Annotated in this window: 16 protein-coding genes; 5 read left to right on the plus strand and 11 right to left on the minus strand. The window is 45.0% G+C overall.

Annotated elements, in window-relative coordinates; translation table 11 throughout:
- The first annotated feature begins 6 nt into the window (after window positions 1-6).
- On the plus strand, window positions 7-1290 hold the full coding sequence (eno, locus tag BCF55_RS01820; RefSeq protein ID WP_121009219.1) for a phosphopyruvate hydratase: 1284 nt from the start codon (window positions 7-9) through the stop codon (window positions 1288-1290).
- 73 nt (window positions 1291-1363) lie between these two features.
- Entirely contained in the window at window positions 1364-1576 is a 213-nt protein-coding gene (locus BCF55_RS09640; protein ID WP_147424999.1) for a hypothetical protein, read from the plus strand.
- Here BCF55_RS09640 and fabZ read toward each other — a convergent pair whose 3' ends face one another.
- From fabZ to BCF55_RS01875, 10 genes are all read right to left on the minus strand, one after another.
- Window positions 1577-2023, minus strand: coding sequence for a 3-hydroxyacyl-ACP dehydratase FabZ (gene fabZ, locus BCF55_RS01830; protein WP_121009223.1), 447 nt, complete (start codon window positions 2021-2023; stop codon window positions 1577-1579).
- A 7-nt stretch (window positions 2024-2030) separates the two neighbouring features.
- The gene (locus BCF55_RS01835) at window positions 2031-2444 is read right to left on the minus strand and encodes an archease (RefSeq protein WP_121009225.1); all 414 of its coding nucleotides are present in this window, start codon (window positions 2442-2444) and stop codon (window positions 2031-2033) included.
- Window positions 2445-2453: 9 nt separating this feature from the next.
- The gene (locus BCF55_RS01840; RefSeq protein ID WP_121009227.1) at window positions 2454-5381 is read right to left on the minus strand and encodes a tetratricopeptide repeat protein; all 2928 of its coding nucleotides are present in this window, start codon (window positions 5379-5381) and stop codon (window positions 2454-2456) included.
- On the minus strand, window positions 5374-6306 hold the full coding sequence (locus BCF55_RS01845) for a hypothetical protein (protein WP_147425000.1): 933 nt from the start codon (window positions 6304-6306) through the stop codon (window positions 5374-5376). The genes BCF55_RS01840 and BCF55_RS01845 overlap by 8 nt, the downstream gene beginning before the upstream one ends.
- Window positions 6307-6385: 79 nt before the next feature.
- Window positions 6386-8941 carry an endo alpha-1,4 polygalactosaminidase gene (locus BCF55_RS01850; RefSeq protein ID WP_121009231.1) on the minus strand — a complete coding sequence of 852 codons (2556 nt, stop codon included), beginning with the start codon at window positions 8939-8941 and terminating at the stop codon, window positions 6386-6388.
- 121 nt (window positions 8942-9062) lie between these two features.
- The gene (gene pelG / locus BCF55_RS01855) at window positions 9063-10436 is read right to left on the minus strand and encodes an exopolysaccharide Pel transporter PelG (RefSeq protein WP_121009233.1); all 1374 of its coding nucleotides are present in this window, start codon (window positions 10434-10436) and stop codon (window positions 9063-9065) included.
- Entirely contained in the window at window positions 10417-11919 is a 1503-nt protein-coding gene (pelF, locus tag BCF55_RS01860; protein WP_121009235.1) for a GT4 family glycosyltransferase PelF, read from the minus strand. The genes pelG and pelF overlap by 20 nt, the downstream gene beginning before the upstream one ends.
- Window positions 11920-11923: 4 nt before the next feature.
- Window positions 11924-12607, minus strand: a complete 684-nt coding sequence (locus tag BCF55_RS01865; RefSeq protein ID WP_147425001.1) for a tetratricopeptide repeat protein — start codon at window positions 12605-12607, stop codon at window positions 11924-11926.
- A gap of 244 nt (window positions 12608-12851) precedes the next feature.
- Complete coding sequence (locus BCF55_RS01870; protein WP_121009239.1) at window positions 12852-14081, minus strand: PelD GGDEF domain-containing protein; 1230 nt, start codon at window positions 14079-14081, stop codon at window positions 12852-12854.
- 3 nt (window positions 14082-14084) lie between these two features.
- The gene (locus BCF55_RS01875) at window positions 14085-14573 is read right to left on the minus strand and encodes a DUF4136 domain-containing protein (RefSeq protein ID WP_121009241.1); all 489 of its coding nucleotides are present in this window, start codon (window positions 14571-14573) and stop codon (window positions 14085-14087) included.
- 77 nt (window positions 14574-14650) lie between these two features.
- On the opposite strand from BCF55_RS01875, the gene miaB reads away from it, so the two are divergent.
- Window positions 14651-15976, plus strand: a complete 1326-nt coding sequence (gene miaB, locus BCF55_RS01880) for a tRNA (N6-isopentenyl adenosine(37)-C2)-methylthiotransferase MiaB (RefSeq protein WP_121009243.1) — start codon at window positions 14651-14653, stop codon at window positions 15974-15976.
- The gene (locus tag BCF55_RS01885; RefSeq protein WP_121009245.1) at window positions 15973-16461 is read left to right on the plus strand and encodes a bifunctional nuclease family protein; all 489 of its coding nucleotides are present in this window, start codon (window positions 15973-15975) and stop codon (window positions 16459-16461) included. Before miaB ends, BCF55_RS01885 begins: the two co-directional genes overlap by 4 nt.
- Here the strand turns inward: BCF55_RS01885 and BCF55_RS01890 are convergent.
- A complete protein-coding gene (locus BCF55_RS01890; protein ID WP_121009247.1) occupies window positions 16458-17099 on the minus strand; it encodes an endonuclease III domain-containing protein in 642 nt (213 codons plus the stop codon). The two genes, BCF55_RS01885 and BCF55_RS01890, sit on opposite strands and share 4 nt — an antisense overlap.
- Between BCF55_RS01890 and gcvT the strand changes: the two genes are divergently transcribed.
- Complete coding sequence (gene gcvT / locus BCF55_RS01895) at window positions 17098-18153, plus strand: glycine cleavage system aminomethyltransferase GcvT (protein ID WP_211322879.1); 1056 nt, start codon at window positions 17098-17100, stop codon at window positions 18151-18153. The two genes, BCF55_RS01890 and gcvT, sit on opposite strands and share 2 nt — an antisense overlap.
- The last annotated feature ends 3 nt before the right edge of the window (window positions 18154-18156 follow it).

Consider the following 18156-nt stretch of genomic DNA (forward strand, 5'->3'; position numbering starts at 1 on the left):
TAAACCATGTCAGCGATAGTTGGGATTCACGGAAGAGAGGTTCTTGATTCAAGGGGAAATCCAACAGTTGAGGCTGAGGTTGTTTTGGAAAGTGGAGCTGTCGGAAGGGCTATAGTTCCCAGTGGGGCTTCAACAGGAGAAAGAGAAGCTCTTGAGCTAAGGGACGGTGATCCCAAGAGGTTTCACGGGAAGGGCGTTCTTAAGGCTGTTGACAACATAAACAGCGAGATAGCCAAGAGACTGTGCGGTATGGAGTCTCTGGACCAGAGGGAGATAGACCTAACACTGATAGAGCTGGACGGAACGGAGAACAAGAGCAGGCTTGGTGCGAATGCGATTCTGGCTGTTAGTATGGCTGTTGCAAGGGCGAGTGCCCAGGAGCTGGGCGTATCCCTCTATGAATACCTCGGAGGAAAGTTTGGGAGTAGGCTCCCCGTCCCTCTTATGAACGTTATAAACGGTGGGGCTCACGCTGATAACCCTCTTGATATTCAGGAGTTCATGATAGCACCTGTATGCGGAGGCTCTTTTAAGGAGGCTCTCAGGGCTGGAGTTGAGGTGTTTCACACCTTAAAGAAGGTTCTCAAGGATAAAGGATTCTCAACTAACGTGGGTGACGAGGGGGGTTTTGCCCCAAATTTGAGCTCAACGACAGAGGTCCTTGATACTCTCCTACTTGCGATAGAAAAATCCGGTTACAAACCTGGAGAGGACATACTTTTAGCCCTTGACTGTGCCTCTTCGGAGTTCTATGAGAGGGGCAAATACACACTGGAGGGTAAGGAGCTCACCTCCGAAGAACTCATTGACTTTTATGAGGAGCTTATAGATAAGTACCCGATAATTTCCATTGAAGACCCTCTATCGGAAAACGACTGGGACGGGTGGAAGGAGATAACAGAAAGGCTTGGCAGAAGAGTTCAACTGGTTGGGGATGACCTCTTCACCACAAACCCAAAAATACTTAAAGAGGGCATAGGTAGAGGTATAGCCAACTCCATTTTGGTGAAGCTTAATCAGATAGGGACTCTTTCAGAGACACTGGATACTATAATCCTCGCTAAGGAGAACGGTTATACAGCTGTTATATCCCACCGCTCCGGTGAGTCAGAAGACGCTTTCATATCACACCTTGCCGTTGCGACGAACGCAGGACAGATAAAGACTGGTTCTGCTTCTCGTTCGGATAGAATTGCAAAGTATAACGAGCTTCTTAGAATAGAAGAAGAGCTTGGTTATGGAGCAAGGTTCTGGGGTAAAGAGGAATTCAGGAGATTCCTTACTAATTAAGCGTTTAGCTTACGGTTTTCTTATCCTATCTTTGGTTAATACGCTTACAAATCTTGTGTTTTCAGACCTTAACTTGAAGAGGGTGGTCCAGTTAAAGCTCGCCTCCAACAGGCTTACCGAGCTTATTGAGGTGGAGAGGGGCAGAAACCTAATCCTGAATGCTGTCCACTCAAGGGTTAAAAGAAATCCAAAGTTTTACAAGGAAAAATTTGTAAGGGAATATCTCCTTATGTTTAAGGAGGGGGAGAAGGTAGTGCCTCTTCCAAAAGAGCTATGGTACAGGTGATTACCTTTTGACCTCTTCAAGTTTCCTGGCAGCAGCGTAAAGAACTGCCTCGGCAACAACTTGACCATCAACGGTGGCTGTTCCCTTCATCTTGGAGAGGGTTTTCTTTAAAGACAGGGTTTCAAGCTCCATAACGAGCTGGTCTCCAGGGAAAACAGGCCTTTTAAACCTGGCATCATCTATACCTGCGAAAACAACCGCATACTTGCCTATCTCTAAATTGAGAGACTTTATCATAAGTATCCCTCCGACCTGAGCCATGGCTTCAAGGACGTAAACCCCGGGAAAGAGAGGGAATCCTGGGAAGTGTCCCTGAAACACAGGCTCGTTCACCGAAACGTTCTTAATCCCTACTATCCTCTTCCCCTCTTCGTATTCGGTGATTCTGTCAACAAGCAGCAGGGGATACCTGTGGGGCAGTATGTCCATTATCTCAAGTATGTCCATGCAGGTATTATATATCAAAGATTACCTCTGCAACGTATCTCTCTCCTTCTTTGGCTACCTTTAATCTATGGTATGTGGCAGCTTTTATCACAAGTTTGGATGGGTGTTTTTGAGGGTCAAACTTTTCTCCCCTAAGTCTTACCTTTACACTGTCATCTTCCAGCTTCAAAACCTCGCATTCGGAGGCAACAAAACCTTTGCTTTCGTGTAGGACAATCGCTTCATTTATAAGGTCCGCAAGGAGGAAGGGTAGCGGAGAACGGACTTGTATTTCATAGCTTTCCTTTTTCTCAACCGTAGCTATATCCGTCATCTCGTTAAAGGTCGCAAGGAGCGCTTTGCAGAAAACATCCTCCAGTGAGTTCCCCCAGACTCTTATTCCAGCGTCTGCAGTTATATCGTCTATGGTTTCGTAGAACATAGTTTTTATTTAAAACCATCTTCTGTAATCAAGTCTTAAGTTTGTTAGTGTTTCCTTTACGCCACCGGCGTTCTGATTAACATTAAATCCGATTGTAAAGTGATCTCTATCTATCAGGCTTCCGCCCAAACCACCCTCAAGTCCGGCGAGGATTCCGTACCGGCTGTTTACTCCCAGATCTACGCCCAAGAAAGGTCTCCAAACCCTCGTGTAAGTTTCCTTGTTTATGTAACCTATATAGACGCCAACACCGGCTGCCAGATAGTCTTCAGGGAGAACCTGATAAGAAGGGTCAGGTAATACGGAAACGGTATCTCCCAATTTTCCACTCGAGGAGTAGTTTGCTAACTGACCGTATCCCTGTATCCTAATGTCCGGATAGTTAAGCCTTAGCCAGCGTTCCAGATATAAGGTGAAGGAAGCCCCCTTACCGAGCTCCGTTCTATCAGAGGAGAGAAATTTACTCCCCTCCAGTTCCAGAGATAGACCCACCCTGTTCGTGATGTTATGGAAAGCGGACAACCGCAGGAAGTCCTTTACACCCCCAAGGTAAAGATATATGGTCTCGTATGTCTCAGTATTGATACCTGTAGTGAAGGTCACGGAAGTCCTCTTAAGCCAGTTAGTTTCGTAACTACCAATCACAAAGGGATTAGCTTTCAATCTTTTGAACACACCTAATTGCAGGTCAAACCGGCTACGTTCAAACCTCTTTGTAAATTTTGCACTTACCTTAAAACCTTCGGGTGCGTATTTCACCACATCGCTGTCTTTACTGAGGGGAAACATCACATCTGCACCCAATTCTGCTCCCCACCCGAGCTGTAGGTCTCTGAGTATCAGGTGGAACGTCTCTCTTGTTTCCGAATAACCTTTTCTGCTGAGAAAGCCTGCAGAGACTCCCATGTTATTGCCATGTTCCATAGTTAGATCTCTGAGCTGTTTGTAGAGACGATAATCGTAGGGGCTGTGTTCAAGGCTCGCAAAGGCGGTGTTCAACGCTCCCTCATACGCAAACAACCTTCTGTACGCCTCAACCTTATCCCTTCTCGGCAGGATGTCCTTCTTCTCCGAAAGCAAATTTTTAATCCCATACCTTTCCTCGTAGTGAAGCATCCTGTTGAGCTTCATCCACGCCTTTTCTTTATAGCCCCTGAATCTTACCAGCCGGCGTTCCTTATCGTACCTTCCTTTACTCAGAAGGTAGGAGAGGTAGACCTCTCTCCATACATCGGAGGGCAGGGTTCTCTGGGAAGCAAACAGAAGCCTCTCATAAGCGGGTGACTTCAGGAACTCGGAAGCCAGATACAGATAATCCCGCATGAAATCGGAATCTTCAGCAACGACCGGGGATTTTTTTAATACTTCAGTCCTTTTGAGGAACTCTTTATGTCTGATCTTTCTTGCTTCGTCTTCCTTACCGACAGCAGTTAAAATCTCTGCAAGAACAAGCTTGTCGTCCATACCTGCCCTTCTATAGAGATCCATAGCTTTTTTACCGTATTGAAGTTTGATGTAAGCAAATATAAAGGGTTCCGGCAGTAGGGTTGAATACCGCTCAAATTTACGAATGGCGGTCTTCAGTTTCTCAGGGTTATCCATATCAAGAAGGGTGTACAGGTAGAAGGTGAGCAGGTCTGGAGAGAAGCCCTTTTCTAATCTGTCTTCCATAATTTCAAAAGCGGTATCTCTCCTGCCGGTTTTTAATAAGGCGCTCACGTAATAGATCAAAAGGTAATCCTTACTCAGCATTAGTTCTCTTTCACTATCCCCTTCAGCTAAGCTAAGTATGGTGTCCCACATCTCGCTCTTATAGGCTATGTTCAGGGCTGTCTCCAGCAGTGAAGGGATTTTAAACTTTTTCCATCCTTCAAGGCTCAGCCGGAGAGCCCTCTCCGGATCTCTGCGGGAAAGCACGAGGGAAGCTCTTTCGTAATCTTCCGCCCTCCCCTCACCTGTGCTTATAAGATTTAAGGAGGCTTTTAAAGCATCCTCATACTCCTCAAGCATCCATGCGAGGTCCGAGAAGGTTTCCCAAAATTCTCCCTCTTTAGGTTCCTTCTGCGCATGGGCTTTCAAAGTTTTATAGGCCTCCCAGTGTCTTTTTTCGGAGTAAAGGATATTTGCTTTTAGCAAAACGAGCGCTGTATCAACACCGTACCTGTTCTCAATTTCTTCGATAACTTCCAGAGCCTCTTTCTTTTGACCCGTATAAAAAAGTATCTCAGCAAGAAGATGCTTTGCCTCTTTATCCTCCTGTGCTCTTAAGAGCTTTATTATCTTTTCAACTTCACCGAGCCCTTTGTATACTTCAAGGGCTAACTTGTACGAAGGTTTCACCTCATCTATCAACTTTTCAGCTATATCGTATCTCTCCAGAGAAAGGGCTAAGGAAAAGGCTCTTTCCGCATACTTCTTATCTCCCGTCAGATTATAAGCCTTTAGAGTTGGTTCTAGAGCCTCCTTACTCCTGTTATTCCATATAAGTAACGTGGCGTACCTATCCCACCAAAAGGGATCCTGGGGGAAGAGCTGTGTTCCTTTCTTTGCCAGTTTGATTGCCTCTTCCTGCTTTCCAGAGCCTATCAGGGCGGACAGGAGCAGCTTCATAAGATCGTTCATATCACCACCCTTTCCGTAAAGAACTATCCTCTCCGGTTTATAAAGGCATGTTCTCAAGAAGGAATCGCGGAACTCTTTGAAGCGACGGATCTCCTTTAGGAGAGTCCCTGCCCTCTCTTTAGTGTTGAAAAATCCGACCCTTATAGTGTACTTACCCTTTATCAGTTCTATCCTCGCATCGGGGTAGTTTTCCACGAGGGGGAAGACGCTCTTCAGGTCATTAAGGTGTTCAGAGCTGGCGAGCTGAAGGCAGTAATACACCTCTCCGAAAGATACGGTCACCAGTATAAGCACAAGTATCAGCAACCTAACCATTCAACAACCCCATCTTCTTGGCTACTTTTTCGGCTATGTTCCCCGCAAAAGCGGAATCTCCTGTGGCAAGCGCCGACTTGACCATAAAACTGGTGAATTCAATGTCCTCAACGTAAGCGGTCGCATATTTCTTTATGATCCTCTTTGCCAGATTCACATTCTTTCTTCCGAGAGCATAGTTCACTGCCAGTTTTATAAGGGCTTTTCTTTTCTCACCTCTCGCCTCTTCTATTAAAGAAAGCAGTAGAAAACCCACATCCCTCTTAACTTTTACAGATAACCACAGAATGTCGTTTATGTACTTATCCCGCAGATCGGGATACTTCTGTAAAAGCTTTGTAAGAACACCCAGCGCCTCCCCGTAATTTTCTGTCTCTAATAGGGTTCTATACTTGAGCAGAGCCCCTTTCTTACTCTCCTCTCCAAGAATGTCTATAAAGGGAAGTGCTACTGAATACTCACCCATACTGACCGCGAGTTCTACCACTTTTTCTACCCAATTACTATCTCCAGTTTTCTTTGCTATCTTCTGAGCCGCATAGAGGGAAACGCCTGGCAAGTTCATGGAAATACCTTCTCTGTAAACGAACTTAAGTATCTCTATATCTTCACTTTTATTCGCCAAAGTATAGAGGGTTTTCCTTATATCACTCAGGACGGCTCTCCTTTCTTCATCTTCTTTAAGTGCAAAAAAGCTGGTCTTTTTTATTCTGTATATCAGCATAATGGCTTCTATCTCTTTATTTTTGTAGTTTGAAAGTGTTTCAGCTACCCGTATGGCTTTATAATATTCCCCTTTCATCAAGTAACTCTCCGCTAACACCCTGAGAAGATCCGGCTCCTTACTGAACTCTGTAACCCTTTCAAGGTACTTTATACGAAGATCTACGTTCGTTATAGTATCGCTGGAAAGGATTTCTTTCATACGCCACCCCGGAAAGAGAGCCAGCATTACACCTATGAAAACAATCAAAAAAGCTATAAACTCCCTAAAAGGGAATATTTCAGTAATGACAGACCGCTTCAATCTCAGCTCTGTAACCTCCTTTATAGGTTTGCAAGCCCGAGGGTAGCCTCTTCCCATTTATACTTACGTTGCAGGGACCCGTATCCAGTTTGACCTCTAACGGAACGTATGCCCTAATAGCGAGGTGTATCCTTCCGTTCTCTCTCTTTGCGGACTCAACCTGCCCGTTGGTTTCCTCAAGATTGAACCAGTTCACCTTCTCCTTTGTAAACTCCAGATAGTAATTTCCGGTGCCGTCAAGGTTTACGTATATATCGTTGCCCCTTTCATAAAAGCCTATTACGCCTTTACTCTTCCTGAGATCCGGATAGCCCATACTCCTGTCAACCCTGAGCGTCCTCAAATGACCGGAGTTTTTTATCCTGAATCCATTCCCCTCCTTAAGTAAAGCGGTCTCTCTGAAGTCTAAGACCTGAGCGGCAAATTCCGAAAGGAACATCGGATTCGTCCTTTCCGAAAGAGCATACTCGTAAACTCTCTTGAGAGCATTCAGGGAAGCTTGTTTTTGAGCGGAGTAGAAGTGGTAATAAATGGATATGGGCTTAAGCCTGTAAGGTTTATCCGTGAGTTTAAAGGTCTGTATAACGTTCATGTAGCCCCAGAAAGGTCCCGTCCAGAGGTTCGTGTACACGTTCTCGTTCTGAATAGGAGCGTAAACCTGAAAGTAAGGTCCGAAGTTAACTCCCATAGGAGATATGTTTCTAAGGAAAGGCTCGGCTTCGGTTACTGTTGTATCTCCCCCGTTTACGTTGAAAATACCGAGTTTGTAAGTAAGCTCCACTTCCTCCCCATCAGGGTCACAAGACCCGGTCCACTGGAACACTTTTACCTTCTTTCCTGTTTCCTCTAAAAGCTGATTTATAAACTCAACCGAACCTTTTATCTCCCTGACAGGATCAAAACTGTAACCCTTTACAGGCAGGTTATAACCGTATTGGAGCTTCTTTTCCGAATACCTGTCCGTTTGCCACGTGAAGGGATGGGAGAAGGAGTGAGAGGCGGGCTCCACATTGGGTAGGGAGAATATACTTTTAGCTATAGCCCGGAGCTTTTCCGATCTGTCGGGATACAATCCGTAAGGAGCCACATCCGCCTCTATTAGGGAAACGGTGTGAGGAATTCCGTAAGCCTTTATCACTTCATCCCTTATTACCTCACCTAAATTTCTGTTGGGCGAGAACTCCGCGTTGCCAAAGAAGGCATCTCCGTCTATGTGGGCTGTAAGTATCCTCCTGCCGTTCTCCGTCGTAACATCCAGTGCCGGGAAAGGATCCTTTAAAAACACCATCCTGAAAATCTCAAAGGGGTTATAAACCCAGAGCTCTTCATCGTTGAGTAAGGAGCCGTCCACTGCATAACCTCCCCAGTTGGTAAGGGCAAAGGGGACGTGCTCCTGTCCTAAAGAGTTCTGAGCCACCACAAGAGCTTTCCCCGCAATAGGTTTAATCAACCTGTCCGTATACCTGAGTATCAGCGGTACTTCAAATCCTGCACCTTCGTAGAAACTTTTTACCCTGAAACCGGAAGGATCTACGTCCCTGTTTCTCTCAACCTTTAAACCGAAACTCTTAAAAACCTCATCATTAGAAAAGGGAAAGTCCTCTATGAAGAATAACCTGAGACCTTCCTCCTTCGCCTTTAAAAGCCACCTGTCAAGATTAACACTTCTGTGGCTTATACCCATAGATACGACTCCTAAATAGCCCGCTTCGGGATAAACCTCCGGAAGCTCTTCGTTCACATCGTAAATTTCAGGGATAAAGCCGAGATACTCCAAGGGCATTTGAATTAACCTATTAACGTCGGCAACCTGTCTTACTTTAAAAACACTTGAGTCGTAAAGAAGTATCACCCTCCGTGGAATCAAATCACACTCCGAGTGACCTATACGGGATAGCTCTCTATCAGCAACGTACGGGATAAAGCCGAGAGCCTTTATCTTAGAAACCAGCTCCTTAGCGAGTTTTCTATCCTTAGGGTCAGCGTAGTCTATAACAACAACAGGTAGCCCGTAACTCTTTGCCCTGCTTAGATATTTAAGCAGATAACCCCTTTCCTCCTCGGTTACCTCCCCGTATTCCCTTTCCTTACCCAAACCCCGGAAGAGACTCTCCGCCACAACGCCATTTATAAGGTTGTGTACCCTTTCAAGTATCTCTTCACCTCTGTTCAGTATTATCAACTTGTCCGGATACCTTGCCCTCAGATTCTTTATAAGTTCTACTTCCGCTCTCTCAAATTCCACATACTCTTCGGGCTTTACCGCGAGTTTATATGAGTCAAGAGTATCCAAGAAAAAGCCGTCAAACCCGCTATCCGCTATGCGCTTAGCAACAACGTCAAGAATATAGTTCACATAACCTTCTTTACGTAAATCGGCGATGTAGGAATCCCACACGGGATTTTTTCCTATTGCGTACTTCTTAATATCCTCGTAGTAATTCCTGAACTTTTCAATCTCACCAACGCTTATGTAACCTATCAACTTGGAATTTCTCCTTAAATAAAAGCTCTTGTTTTTTATAACTTCCATAATTGGCGAATCGGCATCCAAGATTATCCAGTCGTATGTATGTAGGATCTCCTCCGGAAAAATCTTGTGGTGATATAAGAACAGAACACATTTAGGAGAGTTAGCAAAGCTCAGTGTAAAACTAATCAGCAAGCATAAAAGTCCTGTAATGTACCTCACTTAAGAACCTCCTCACGAGAATCATACCGATTACCGACGAGATCAAAAGGGATAGAGCGTATCCGTAGCCGTAAAAGTAAGGACCGAGAATCTGGCTCAGCACACTGAGTAGAAGGTTACCAGAGGCAAATACACCGCTTATTATGAGGATATCCTTTCTCCTATCAAAGTAGGATAGCAAGGCGAATAGAACCATAAAGGAAAGCTGGAGCAAAGCACCTATAAGAAGGATATTGAACATCGGTATGTAGACCAGAGACAGCTTGAAAAGTTTAAAGACCGCTTCCTCTAAGAGCAGAATTAGAATAACGGCTATGCCTTGTGCCCTGAGAGTCTCATAAAAAGTCGCCTTTGCTCCCTCAATCATCTTATTACCGAGCCTGTAAAGATCTTCAAGTCTGCCCCACTCTCTTACAGCCCGGTAATAGTTGTCATACTCGGCGAAGAATTCAGCCTCGATCTTTAGGAAGAATATAGCAAGTCCGGGTACGAGGGATACGTAAGCAAATATGACAGGAATATCGTAAACCACAGATGATCTTATGTTTGCAAACACAGGGTCTCCTGTGTAGGGACTGAACCAGAAAACTAACTTGTCAGCCCATATACCAAAGTTATAAAAAAAGCCGGAGAGCAGAAGGGAATAATGAGACCTCCCTTTTTTCAAAAAGTCCAATTCAAACAACCTGTCGGAGGTGTAATCCCTCACCACCCTGTAGGTAAGCAGAAACAGCAACAGACACTGACCCAGATAAAAAGATACAAAGGTAGCGAAGAGACTTATTCTTGCGGTAAATATCAACGCCAAACCTGTGAGCAGATAGGATACTGCGAAGGAAATCAGAATATGCTTATAGCTCTTAAGCCCTGTAAGGAGGGCGTTTGTTATCCACAATCCTCCAAGGACCGATACGGTAAAGCTGAAAACGAGATGATAGTAGTAAGGTTCTCCTTTGAACAAGTAAAGGGAAGCCAGCATTGCCATAACCAGTGAGATAAACATGCCCAGGGAGAGAGCACCAAAATAGTTAGGTAGAACTCTATCTACCTCCTTTTCAAACAACCTGTCCGCTACATACCGGGTGAACATCAATTGAATCGGTCCGGAAATTATAAGGCTCAGAGCGACAGTATAAGTTATATAAACCTGATAGATTATCGGTATACTTGGGTCCCGGGCAACCGTACTTGCGATTAAGGAAAATATAAATATGGATGCAACTGCAATTACCCAGTTCCCGGCACTCAGAACCGCAGAGTATCCGGTCGCAGCCAGAAGATTTAAGAGACTTTCCCTCTGTAAAATTTTTTTAAGCTCAATGGAAATCCCTGCCACTTCCTACCCCCAAAAAACTTTCATACACGTTCTGGTAGTTTTTTAAAAAGGTTTCCATAGAGTAGAAGTTTTCAACTCTTCTCACCGCAGCTTCCTGACATCTGAACCACAATTCCTTATCTGTGAGCAATCGCTCATAGGCTTCCGCAAGTTTGCTCACATTACCAACGGAAACGACCTCACCTGCTTTACCTATTCTCTTATCCTCTTCGTTGAGTCCCCCGTATATAAGCTGTCTACACGAACCGACGTCTGTGGTAACACACGGAACACCCGCCGCAAAGGATTCAAGAACCACTATGGGCATACCTTCACTAACGGAGGTCAGGGTGGTCAAACCTATCGTGGGGAAGACCTCTTCAAGCTTTCTGAAACCGAGGAACTTAACCTTACCTTCAAGCCCAAGGGCTTTTACCAGCATACGACACTCTTGGGCATATGAAGGATCTTCGTCTTCCGGTCCCACTATCCATCCCTCCGCTTGAGGAAGCTTATCGGTTAGGAGTTTCATAGCCTTTATAAAGGTTTTCACATCTTTGATTGGTGTAACCCTTCCTATCAGAGCTACTCTTTGAGGAACATCTTCGTCAGGTTTCCTGCGCAAAGGTCTGTACTTTGCTATGTCAACTCCGTTCGGTATAACCTCCGTCTTTTCAGGAGGGCATCCCAGTTCTGTCTGAATGTTGCGGGCTCTTTCAAAAAGAGAGTAAACACGGTCGGCAGATCTGTAAGATATGTAGCCCAGGTTGATAAAGAAGTCTATCCATATCTTTCGAACGATATCTATATCGTATTTGTCCATCAGGAAGTCTCGGGCAGATCTAATTTGTGCGGAACTTAATATGTCTATCTTCCTCTCCCGTGTATATATGCCGTGTTCGGTAACGATATAGGGTATTCCCTTGCTTATCCTCAAGAGAGCTCCGAGGAAACCGGCGTATCCCGTTGAAGGGCTGTGGACAACTCCTATATCTTTATCCCTTAACTTATCAAGGGCATTAACGACCACCCAGAGAGGGGTCAAAATGTTCCTTACCGTCCAGAAAAAGTCTATGAAGGGAATATCTGGATCTAAGTTCTCGTAGAGCTCCTCAAGCATATACCATGTTTCCTTCCCGTAAAGAAAGTCGGAAAAAGAAACCTCCTCCCTGTAAAAGTCGGGATCAGCCAGTTTGGGAGACGGGCTCTTAGAAAAGAGTGTAATCAGTTCCCTTACCTGAGGTTTACCTCTCCTCTCTTCGGGAGGGGGGAGACTCAGCTTTGAAAATAGGAAGAAGCTTTTTAGAAATACGAGGTTATCCGGCAGGTCGTATTTTATACCCTCGTAATCCTCCTCTCTGGAACCCAAAAACAGAACACCGAACTTTATGTCCTGCATTCCGGTTATCAGCTGGTGTATCCAGGTTGACACTCCTCCTCTTATATAGGGATAGGTACCCTCCGCTATGAATAGAACGTCTATCCTCTCACCCTTGTCTATCATAGCTTCACATCCAAACCCTTATAATAGAAGCGGCTTTGGGTTCCGAGGGCATTATTCCCCTGAACTTGTTAACCACCTCAAACATCCTCTTAAAATCACCCCGCTTGTAAAGGACCTCAAGCAGGTAAGGTATCAACCTTTCCTTAGGGAAACCTAATCTTTCGGCTCTTTCTAAATGTTCCGCTGCATTATCATAATCTCCTTTATGCAGGTATATTCTTACAAGCAGGAACTCCATTCGGGGATCTTCCTTAAGCTCCAGAGCCTGAAGGGCATACTTCTCGGCTTCCGCGAGGTAAAACTCCTGCAACTCCCTATCGGCGATATTCAAGTAAACGATCTCCCAGTAAAGCTCAGCTAAGGAAAACAATACGGCGAACCGCTCCCTTTTCCCCTTTACCTTTTCCAAATCTTTCTTAAATAGGTTTATCCTCTCCACTATCTCCGATTCTATACGGGACAGGGTGGCAAAGGCTGTGAGCCTCACCTCATCCTCTTCATCCGCCACGGATTCCTTGAGATAACTTATGGCAACAGGGTTATATGTCTTGCTCATATACAGAACCATAACGGGATTCCTTATCTGTCCCAAAGACTCGCCCAGCTTTCTGCCTCTAAACTCAACCTCGGGGAGTAACTCCGGGCTCACATTATCGTATATCACAGGGCTAACTCTCCTCTTAAGCATCAGGGTTATATAAAGCATTAGTCCTAAAACGTATCCTGCCGGTCCCGACAGAAATATCAGGAAGCTAAACGTCCTGATTGACCCTTTTCTAAACTCTTGCTTAATCAGCAACCTTAAGGCAATTGCTATTAACCATGAAGCCAGCCCGTGAAAAACAAGATAAAGTAATACACTCTGTATATTATGGAATTTTAAGACCAAAAGAAGCCCGGTTATTTCCGTAACTGTAGCTATCGGTATATTTTTAAACATTGTTTCTTACCTCTGTAAGTATGCTTTCAAGAGAGGGCTCTTTTACTTCATGGACCAGAACGAGTTCAAGATTGGTGTGTTTGTCCTGAATCCTTTTAGCAAAGCTCTTAGCGTTTAGGGGAGCTGTGAAGGGCAATAAGAAAATCACCAAGCCTTTAGTAGGGATATAGCACACCAAATCCAGCGAACGTACGGAGTGCTCAATCTCATACAGGTCCTCTTCCGTCAGATTTTGAGAGCTAAAGACCACTATACTGCTTAATACACCGAGCTTTCTTTTCAACTCCGCCATCTTGTAGAGCTCTTTTACAAACTCGTAATCACAGTATCTGCTTTCCTTCTTGTACAGAGGGGCTATATTCTTAGCGAAGGTGATATCCTCCACAATATACTGCATAAGTATTTGGATGTAGGTAAGTACTTCTTCGTTGAGATTGACAAAGAGCATGTCCTTGATCACAAGTAAATACCTATCCCTTTCTGAAGAAGCAACAATAACTGCAAGGTATCTTGATTCTGTATCATCCTCTCCTTCAAGTACCTTTTTAAGGGCTTTAGGAGGAAGATAGTAGCTTTCTTCCGATTCAATAGCCTCCTTTATTGGCGGACTTTCAAGATCAAGGTTTTTTTCCATACCGCCTATACCGGCGATGTAATCTACCTTATCGTCTACGAGTTTAAATACACCCGCTTTGTATACCTGAAAGTTATAACTCAGTATAGATAGGAAAAACTCCACGAGGGCTTTATCCTCTTTATTTATCAACATCTTCTCCCTTAACTCCTTTATCATTCTTCTAAGACTGTAAGGTTTTACTATGTAGTTAAACTCCAGCTGGTCGTGGGACAACTTAAGTAAGAAGAGCTCTTTTTTGAGCCTGTCAATATGCTCCTGTAGATAATCCCTTTCAAACTCGGCAGTTTTTATCCGTCTTGACCAGTAGTACCTGAACTCAGAAGCTATCAGGACTACGATAGTATTCCAAAGTAGTTCCGGAATGGGGAACTTCTCATAAAGTAGTACGGACGCTAAAGAGAGCAAGCCAACAAAAGGCAACCCTCCCCTGAAACCATAGTAAAGAGACAGAACCATAGATATGAGAATTGATGGAGAGAGAAGAGTATTGAAAAAGAAAGGATCTTCCCTTCTCAGAAGGAAGCCAATTATCGTATAAGCGACAGCGAATCCGAGAACTTCCAGAAGTATAAGAAAATTTACCATCCTTTACTGGAAAACTCCTCTTAAAAGTTTCTGTGTTACGGTGCCGAGGGACTCGTGTGCCCATCCCGTTGATGAAAGAGAAGCCCCATAAACCACCTTATCCGTAGAGGTCTCGATAACATATACTGTTATGCTGACTGCCGGTTCTCCGTCTATCCCCGTCTTATACCTGTATTCATTTACGGTTCCGTATATAACATAATCTGCATTATCTTTAGCCTTCTTTAGTATCTCTGAAAGCTCCTCCGATGTTGGGTCTGTAGATTTGTAATTCCATACTCTTTCAGAAACTCTGAATCCTTTGGCTCTTAAGATTCCTTCCACTATGGAGGCAACGCTGTAGCCTGCCAACGGAGTATCGCTGTAGTTTTCAAAGGGCACGACCGCATACGTCTTTGAGCTATCAAAACTACGCCTGCCCGTATCAACAACTTTTGCACACGACAGGATAATTAAGGAGAAAAGAAAGAGAATATAGACACTTCTTCTCATTTAACCTACCCCCCTTTAATCAAAGTATTAAATAATAAACTTGCTTACCCACTCGCCGTGCCCCAAAATTATATACTATGGGTAAGAAATACTTTATAAAGACCTTCGGGTGCCAGATGAACTTCAACGACTCCGAGAGGATAAGGGGGATACTCCGTACACTTGGGTACGAGCCCACCGATAACTGGGAGGAAGCGGATCTTATACTTTTAAACACCTGTACCATAAGGGAGAAGCCTGACCAAAAGGTTCTCTCCCATATAGGGGAATACAGGAAGGTTAAGGAGAAGAATCCCAATGCCCTGATAGCGGTCTCAGGATGTCTTGCCCAGAGGGCTGGATGGGAGCTCGTCCAAAAGGCTCCCGCTATAGACCTGATGTTTTCCTCCTTCAATATGCACCAGTTGCCTGAACTTATAAACCAGGCGCAAGCTGGTTACAAGGCTATTGCTATACTTGACGCACCTCCGGAGGACGAGGATGCTCTTTGGGAATTCCCCACTGAGAGAGATAACCCCTACTGTGCTTACGTAACCGTGATAAAGGGATGTGATAAAAACTGTACCTATTGCGTCGTACCAAGAACACGTGGAAGGGAGCGCTCCAGGTCCCTTGAGAGCATACTTGATGAGGTTAAGAAACTTGTTGATGAAGGTGTCAGGGAGATGCATCTGCTGGGGCAGAACGTAACTGCTTGGGGAAAAGACTTTGAAAATCCACTTCCCTTCTCCGAGCTTCTTTACCAGGTCTCAAAGATAGAGGGTGTTGAGAGGATCCGATTTACCACAGGACACCCGAGAGATTTGACTGACGACATCATAGAAGCCATTGCCGATATACCTCAGGTCTGCAACGCTCTTCATCTGCCTTTTCAAGCTGGTTCTAACAGGATACTTGAGCTTATGGACAGGAAGTACACGAAGGAATTTTATCTTGAAAGAATAAACAGACTGAAGGAGGCTGTACCTGACATAGCCTTGTCTACAGATATAATCGTGGGTTTTCCCTCCGAAACCGATGAGGATTTTGAGCACACCCTTGATGTGGTTAGAGAGGTTGAGTTTGAGCAGATATTCTCCTTCAAGTACTCTCCAAGACCTGGAACACCCGCAGCCGATATGGGTGGGCAGATTCCCGACGAGGTCAAGACGGAAAGGATGGGCAGGTTACTTGAACTCCAGAAGGCTATAATGTCAAGGCTTGCAAAAAGATACGAGGGAACCGTTCAGGAAGTCCTCGTTGAGGAGGAAAAACAGGAAGGCTTGCTTATAGGCAGGACTACTACGAATAAGTGGTCAACCTTCCGAGGAGGAAGGGAGCTTTTAGGAAAGGTTGTCAGGGTGAAGGTGGCAAACGCCTCCCCTTTTAACCTTGAGTGTGAGTTTATGGAGGTGGTGAGATGATAGAGATGGTGGTTCACGGAGTGACTTTAGACCCTGTGTCCCAGATGCCCATAGTTGTCCTAAAGGCAAAGGATAACGAGGAAGTTATACTGCCCATATGGATAGGAGCCTTTGAAGCAAACGGTATAGCGATGAAGCTTCAGGACGTTGAACCTCCCAGACCTATGACCTACGACCTGCTGAGGACGGTGATAACTGAGATGGGAGGGAACGTTGAAAGAATTGTAATAAATGATTTGAAGGATAGCACCTACTACGCTGAGATACATATAGTCCATGGGAACAACACTCTAATAATAGATTCAAGACCGAGTGATGCGATAAATGTTGCCCTCAGGTTTGGAGCTCCTATATTCGTTGCGGAGGAAGTGTTAGAAAAATCTCGTGTTCCTGAACCCGAAGAGGAGGACGAGAAGCAGAGGTTGAGAGAGTGGTTAGAAAATATAAGACCGGAAGACTTTGAGATAGGAGGAGGACACAGTTAAAGGCACTTTCCGCAGAACCTTTCTATTGGGCATATATCACACCTGGGTTTGAGGGGTGTGCATATCCTCTGACCAAAGGCTACGAGTAGCCTGTTTATTACTATCCAGTATTTCTTGGGTAAAACCTTCATAAGCTCCTTCTCCGTTTCTTCCGGTGTTTTGGTTTTTATCAGACACCAGCGGTTCGTTATTCTGTGAACATGCGTATCTACGCAGACCGCGGGTATGCCGTAGCCATCTGCCAGCACCAGGTTTGCCACCTTTCTTCCAACTCCGGGGAGCCTTAGCAGGTCCTCAAGCCTGTCGGGAACGTTTCCACCGAACTCCTCTATCAGAGTTTTTGCAAGTTTTTTGAGCTGCTTTGCCTTATTCCTATAAAAACCTACCGGGTATATGAGCTCCTCAATCTCTCCGATTGGGATGCTGAGTATGTCCTCCGGTTTCTTTACACGTTCAAAGAGCTTTTTACATACCTTCGCCGTTGTCTCATCTCTGGTCCGTGTTGATAGAAGGGCACATATGAGAACCTTGAAGGGGTCATGGGTGTGCTGTGCCACTAAGGTAACCACCGGAGCTTCCCATCTTTCATAGTTGTCTTTAAGTATTTCTATTACCTTTGGAATATCAGACCTTTTCATGAAGGAAGATTTTAAAATACTCCTCATGAGAACACCCTTCTATGAAATCCATAAAGAGCTGGGAGCTCGCTTCACAGACTTTAACGGTTGGGAGATGCCACTTCAGTATTCAGGTATAGTAGAGGAGGTTAGAGCTGTACGTGAAGAGGCAGGGGTTTTTGATATATCCCATATGGGTAGACTCTTGATATCCTCCGGGGACGCGTTTAACGTTCTCCAGCAGCTGACTACGAACAACTTGGAAAAACTTAAACCGGGGAAGGTTCAGTATAACCTGCTGACCAATGAGAGGGGAGGTGTTAAGGACGACATAACCCTTTACATGCTTTCCCAGGATAAGTTCTTTATATGCGTGAACGCCGGCAACAGGGATAAGGTCAAGGAATGGCTCGGAAGATACTTACCTGTTGAAGACCTATCTCAGCAAACGGTTCAGATAGCCCTTCAGGGAAGGCAGAGCCAGAAGCTTCTCAGCGAGTTTTACGAGGTCTCCAATCTTAGGTATTACCACTTTAAAACCTTTGGAGACACGATAATTTCAAGGACAGGTTACACAGGAGAGGACGGCTTTGAGATATACGCACCTGTGGAGGAGGGGCTTAAATTATTCAGGGAACTCGTTCAGAAAGCGAAACCCTGTGGTCTGGGTGCGAGGGACGTTCTTAGGATAGAGGCGGGCTTTCCCCTTTACGGACACGAGATTTCAGAAGACATAACACCCCTTGAAGCTAATCTGGACCGGTTTGTGGACCTTTCCAAGAACTTCGTGGGAAAGGAAGCTATGCTTAAAAGGGATTTAAGAAGGAAACTCTTCGGTCTTGAACTCCTGGAAAGGGGGGTTCCGAGAGAAGGCTATGAGATACTGAAGGACGGAAAAGTCGTAGGTGTGGTCTCAAGCGGAACCTTCTCCCCTACCCTGGATAAGGGTATAGCCCTGTGTTTCGTGGAACTTGATGAGAGGAGAGAGGGTAACGGGGTGCTTCTGAGAGTGAGGAACAGGTCTCTTAGAGGGGTTCTCAGGAACTACCCCTTTATTAAGCGCCCGAAAGGATAAACT

Origin of the sequence: Hydrogenivirga caldilitoris (genome assembly GCF_003664005.1) — a bacterium.
Taxonomy (GTDB): domain Bacteria; phylum Aquificota; class Aquificia; order Aquificales; family Aquificaceae; genus Hydrogenivirga; species Hydrogenivirga caldilitoris.

What these genes read in the sequence shown, in the direction of transcription:
- pelF (WP_121009235.1), bottom strand. Translation starts at nt 11,919, where the DNA reads ATGATAGACAAGGGTGAGAGGATAGACGTTCTATTCATAGCGGAGGGT.
- BCF55_RS01870 (WP_121009239.1), bottom strand. Translation starts at nt 14,081, where the DNA reads ATGGTAAATTTTCTTATACTTCTGGAAGTTCTCGGATTCGCTGTCGCT.
- BCF55_RS01885 (WP_121009245.1), top strand. Translation starts at nt 15,973, where the DNA reads ATGATAGAGATGGTGGTTCACGGAGTGACTTTAGACCCTGTGTCCCAG.
- BCF55_RS01835 (WP_121009225.1), bottom strand. Translation starts at nt 2,444, where the DNA reads ATGTTCTACGAAACCATAGACGATATAACTGCAGACGCTGGAATAAGA.
- BCF55_RS01865 (WP_147425001.1), bottom strand. Translation starts at nt 12,607, where the DNA reads ATGCTTAAGAGGAGAGTTAGCCCTGTGATATACGATAATGTGAGCCCG.
- BCF55_RS01845 (WP_147425000.1), bottom strand. Translation starts at nt 6,306, where the DNA reads ATGAAAGAAATCCTTTCCAGCGATACTATAACGAACGTAGATCTTCGT.
- BCF55_RS01840 (WP_121009227.1), bottom strand. Translation starts at nt 5,381, where the DNA reads ATGGTTAGGTTGCTGATACTTGTGCTTATACTGGTGACCGTATCTTTC.
- BCF55_RS01875 (WP_121009241.1), bottom strand. Translation starts at nt 14,573, where the DNA reads ATGAGAAGAAGTGTCTATATTCTCTTTCTTTTCTCCTTAATTATCCTG.
- eno (WP_121009219.1), top strand. Translation starts at nt 7, where the DNA reads ATGTCAGCGATAGTTGGGATTCACGGAAGAGAGGTTCTTGATTCAAGG.
- miaB (WP_121009243.1), top strand. Translation starts at nt 14,651, where the DNA reads ATGGGTAAGAAATACTTTATAAAGACCTTCGGGTGCCAGATGAACTTC.
- fabZ (WP_121009223.1), bottom strand. Translation starts at nt 2,023, where the DNA reads ATGGACATACTTGAGATAATGGACATACTGCCCCACAGGTATCCCCTG.
- BCF55_RS01850 (WP_121009231.1), bottom strand. Translation starts at nt 8,941, where the DNA reads ATGGAAGTTATAAAAAACAAGAGCTTTTATTTAAGGAGAAATTCCAAG.
- BCF55_RS01890 (WP_121009247.1), bottom strand. Translation starts at nt 17,099, where the DNA reads ATGAAAAGGTCTGATATTCCAAAGGTAATAGAAATACTTAAAGACAAC.
- gcvT (WP_211322879.1), top strand. Translation starts at nt 17,098, where the DNA reads ATGAAGGAAGATTTTAAAATACTCCTCATGAGAACACCCTTCTATGAA.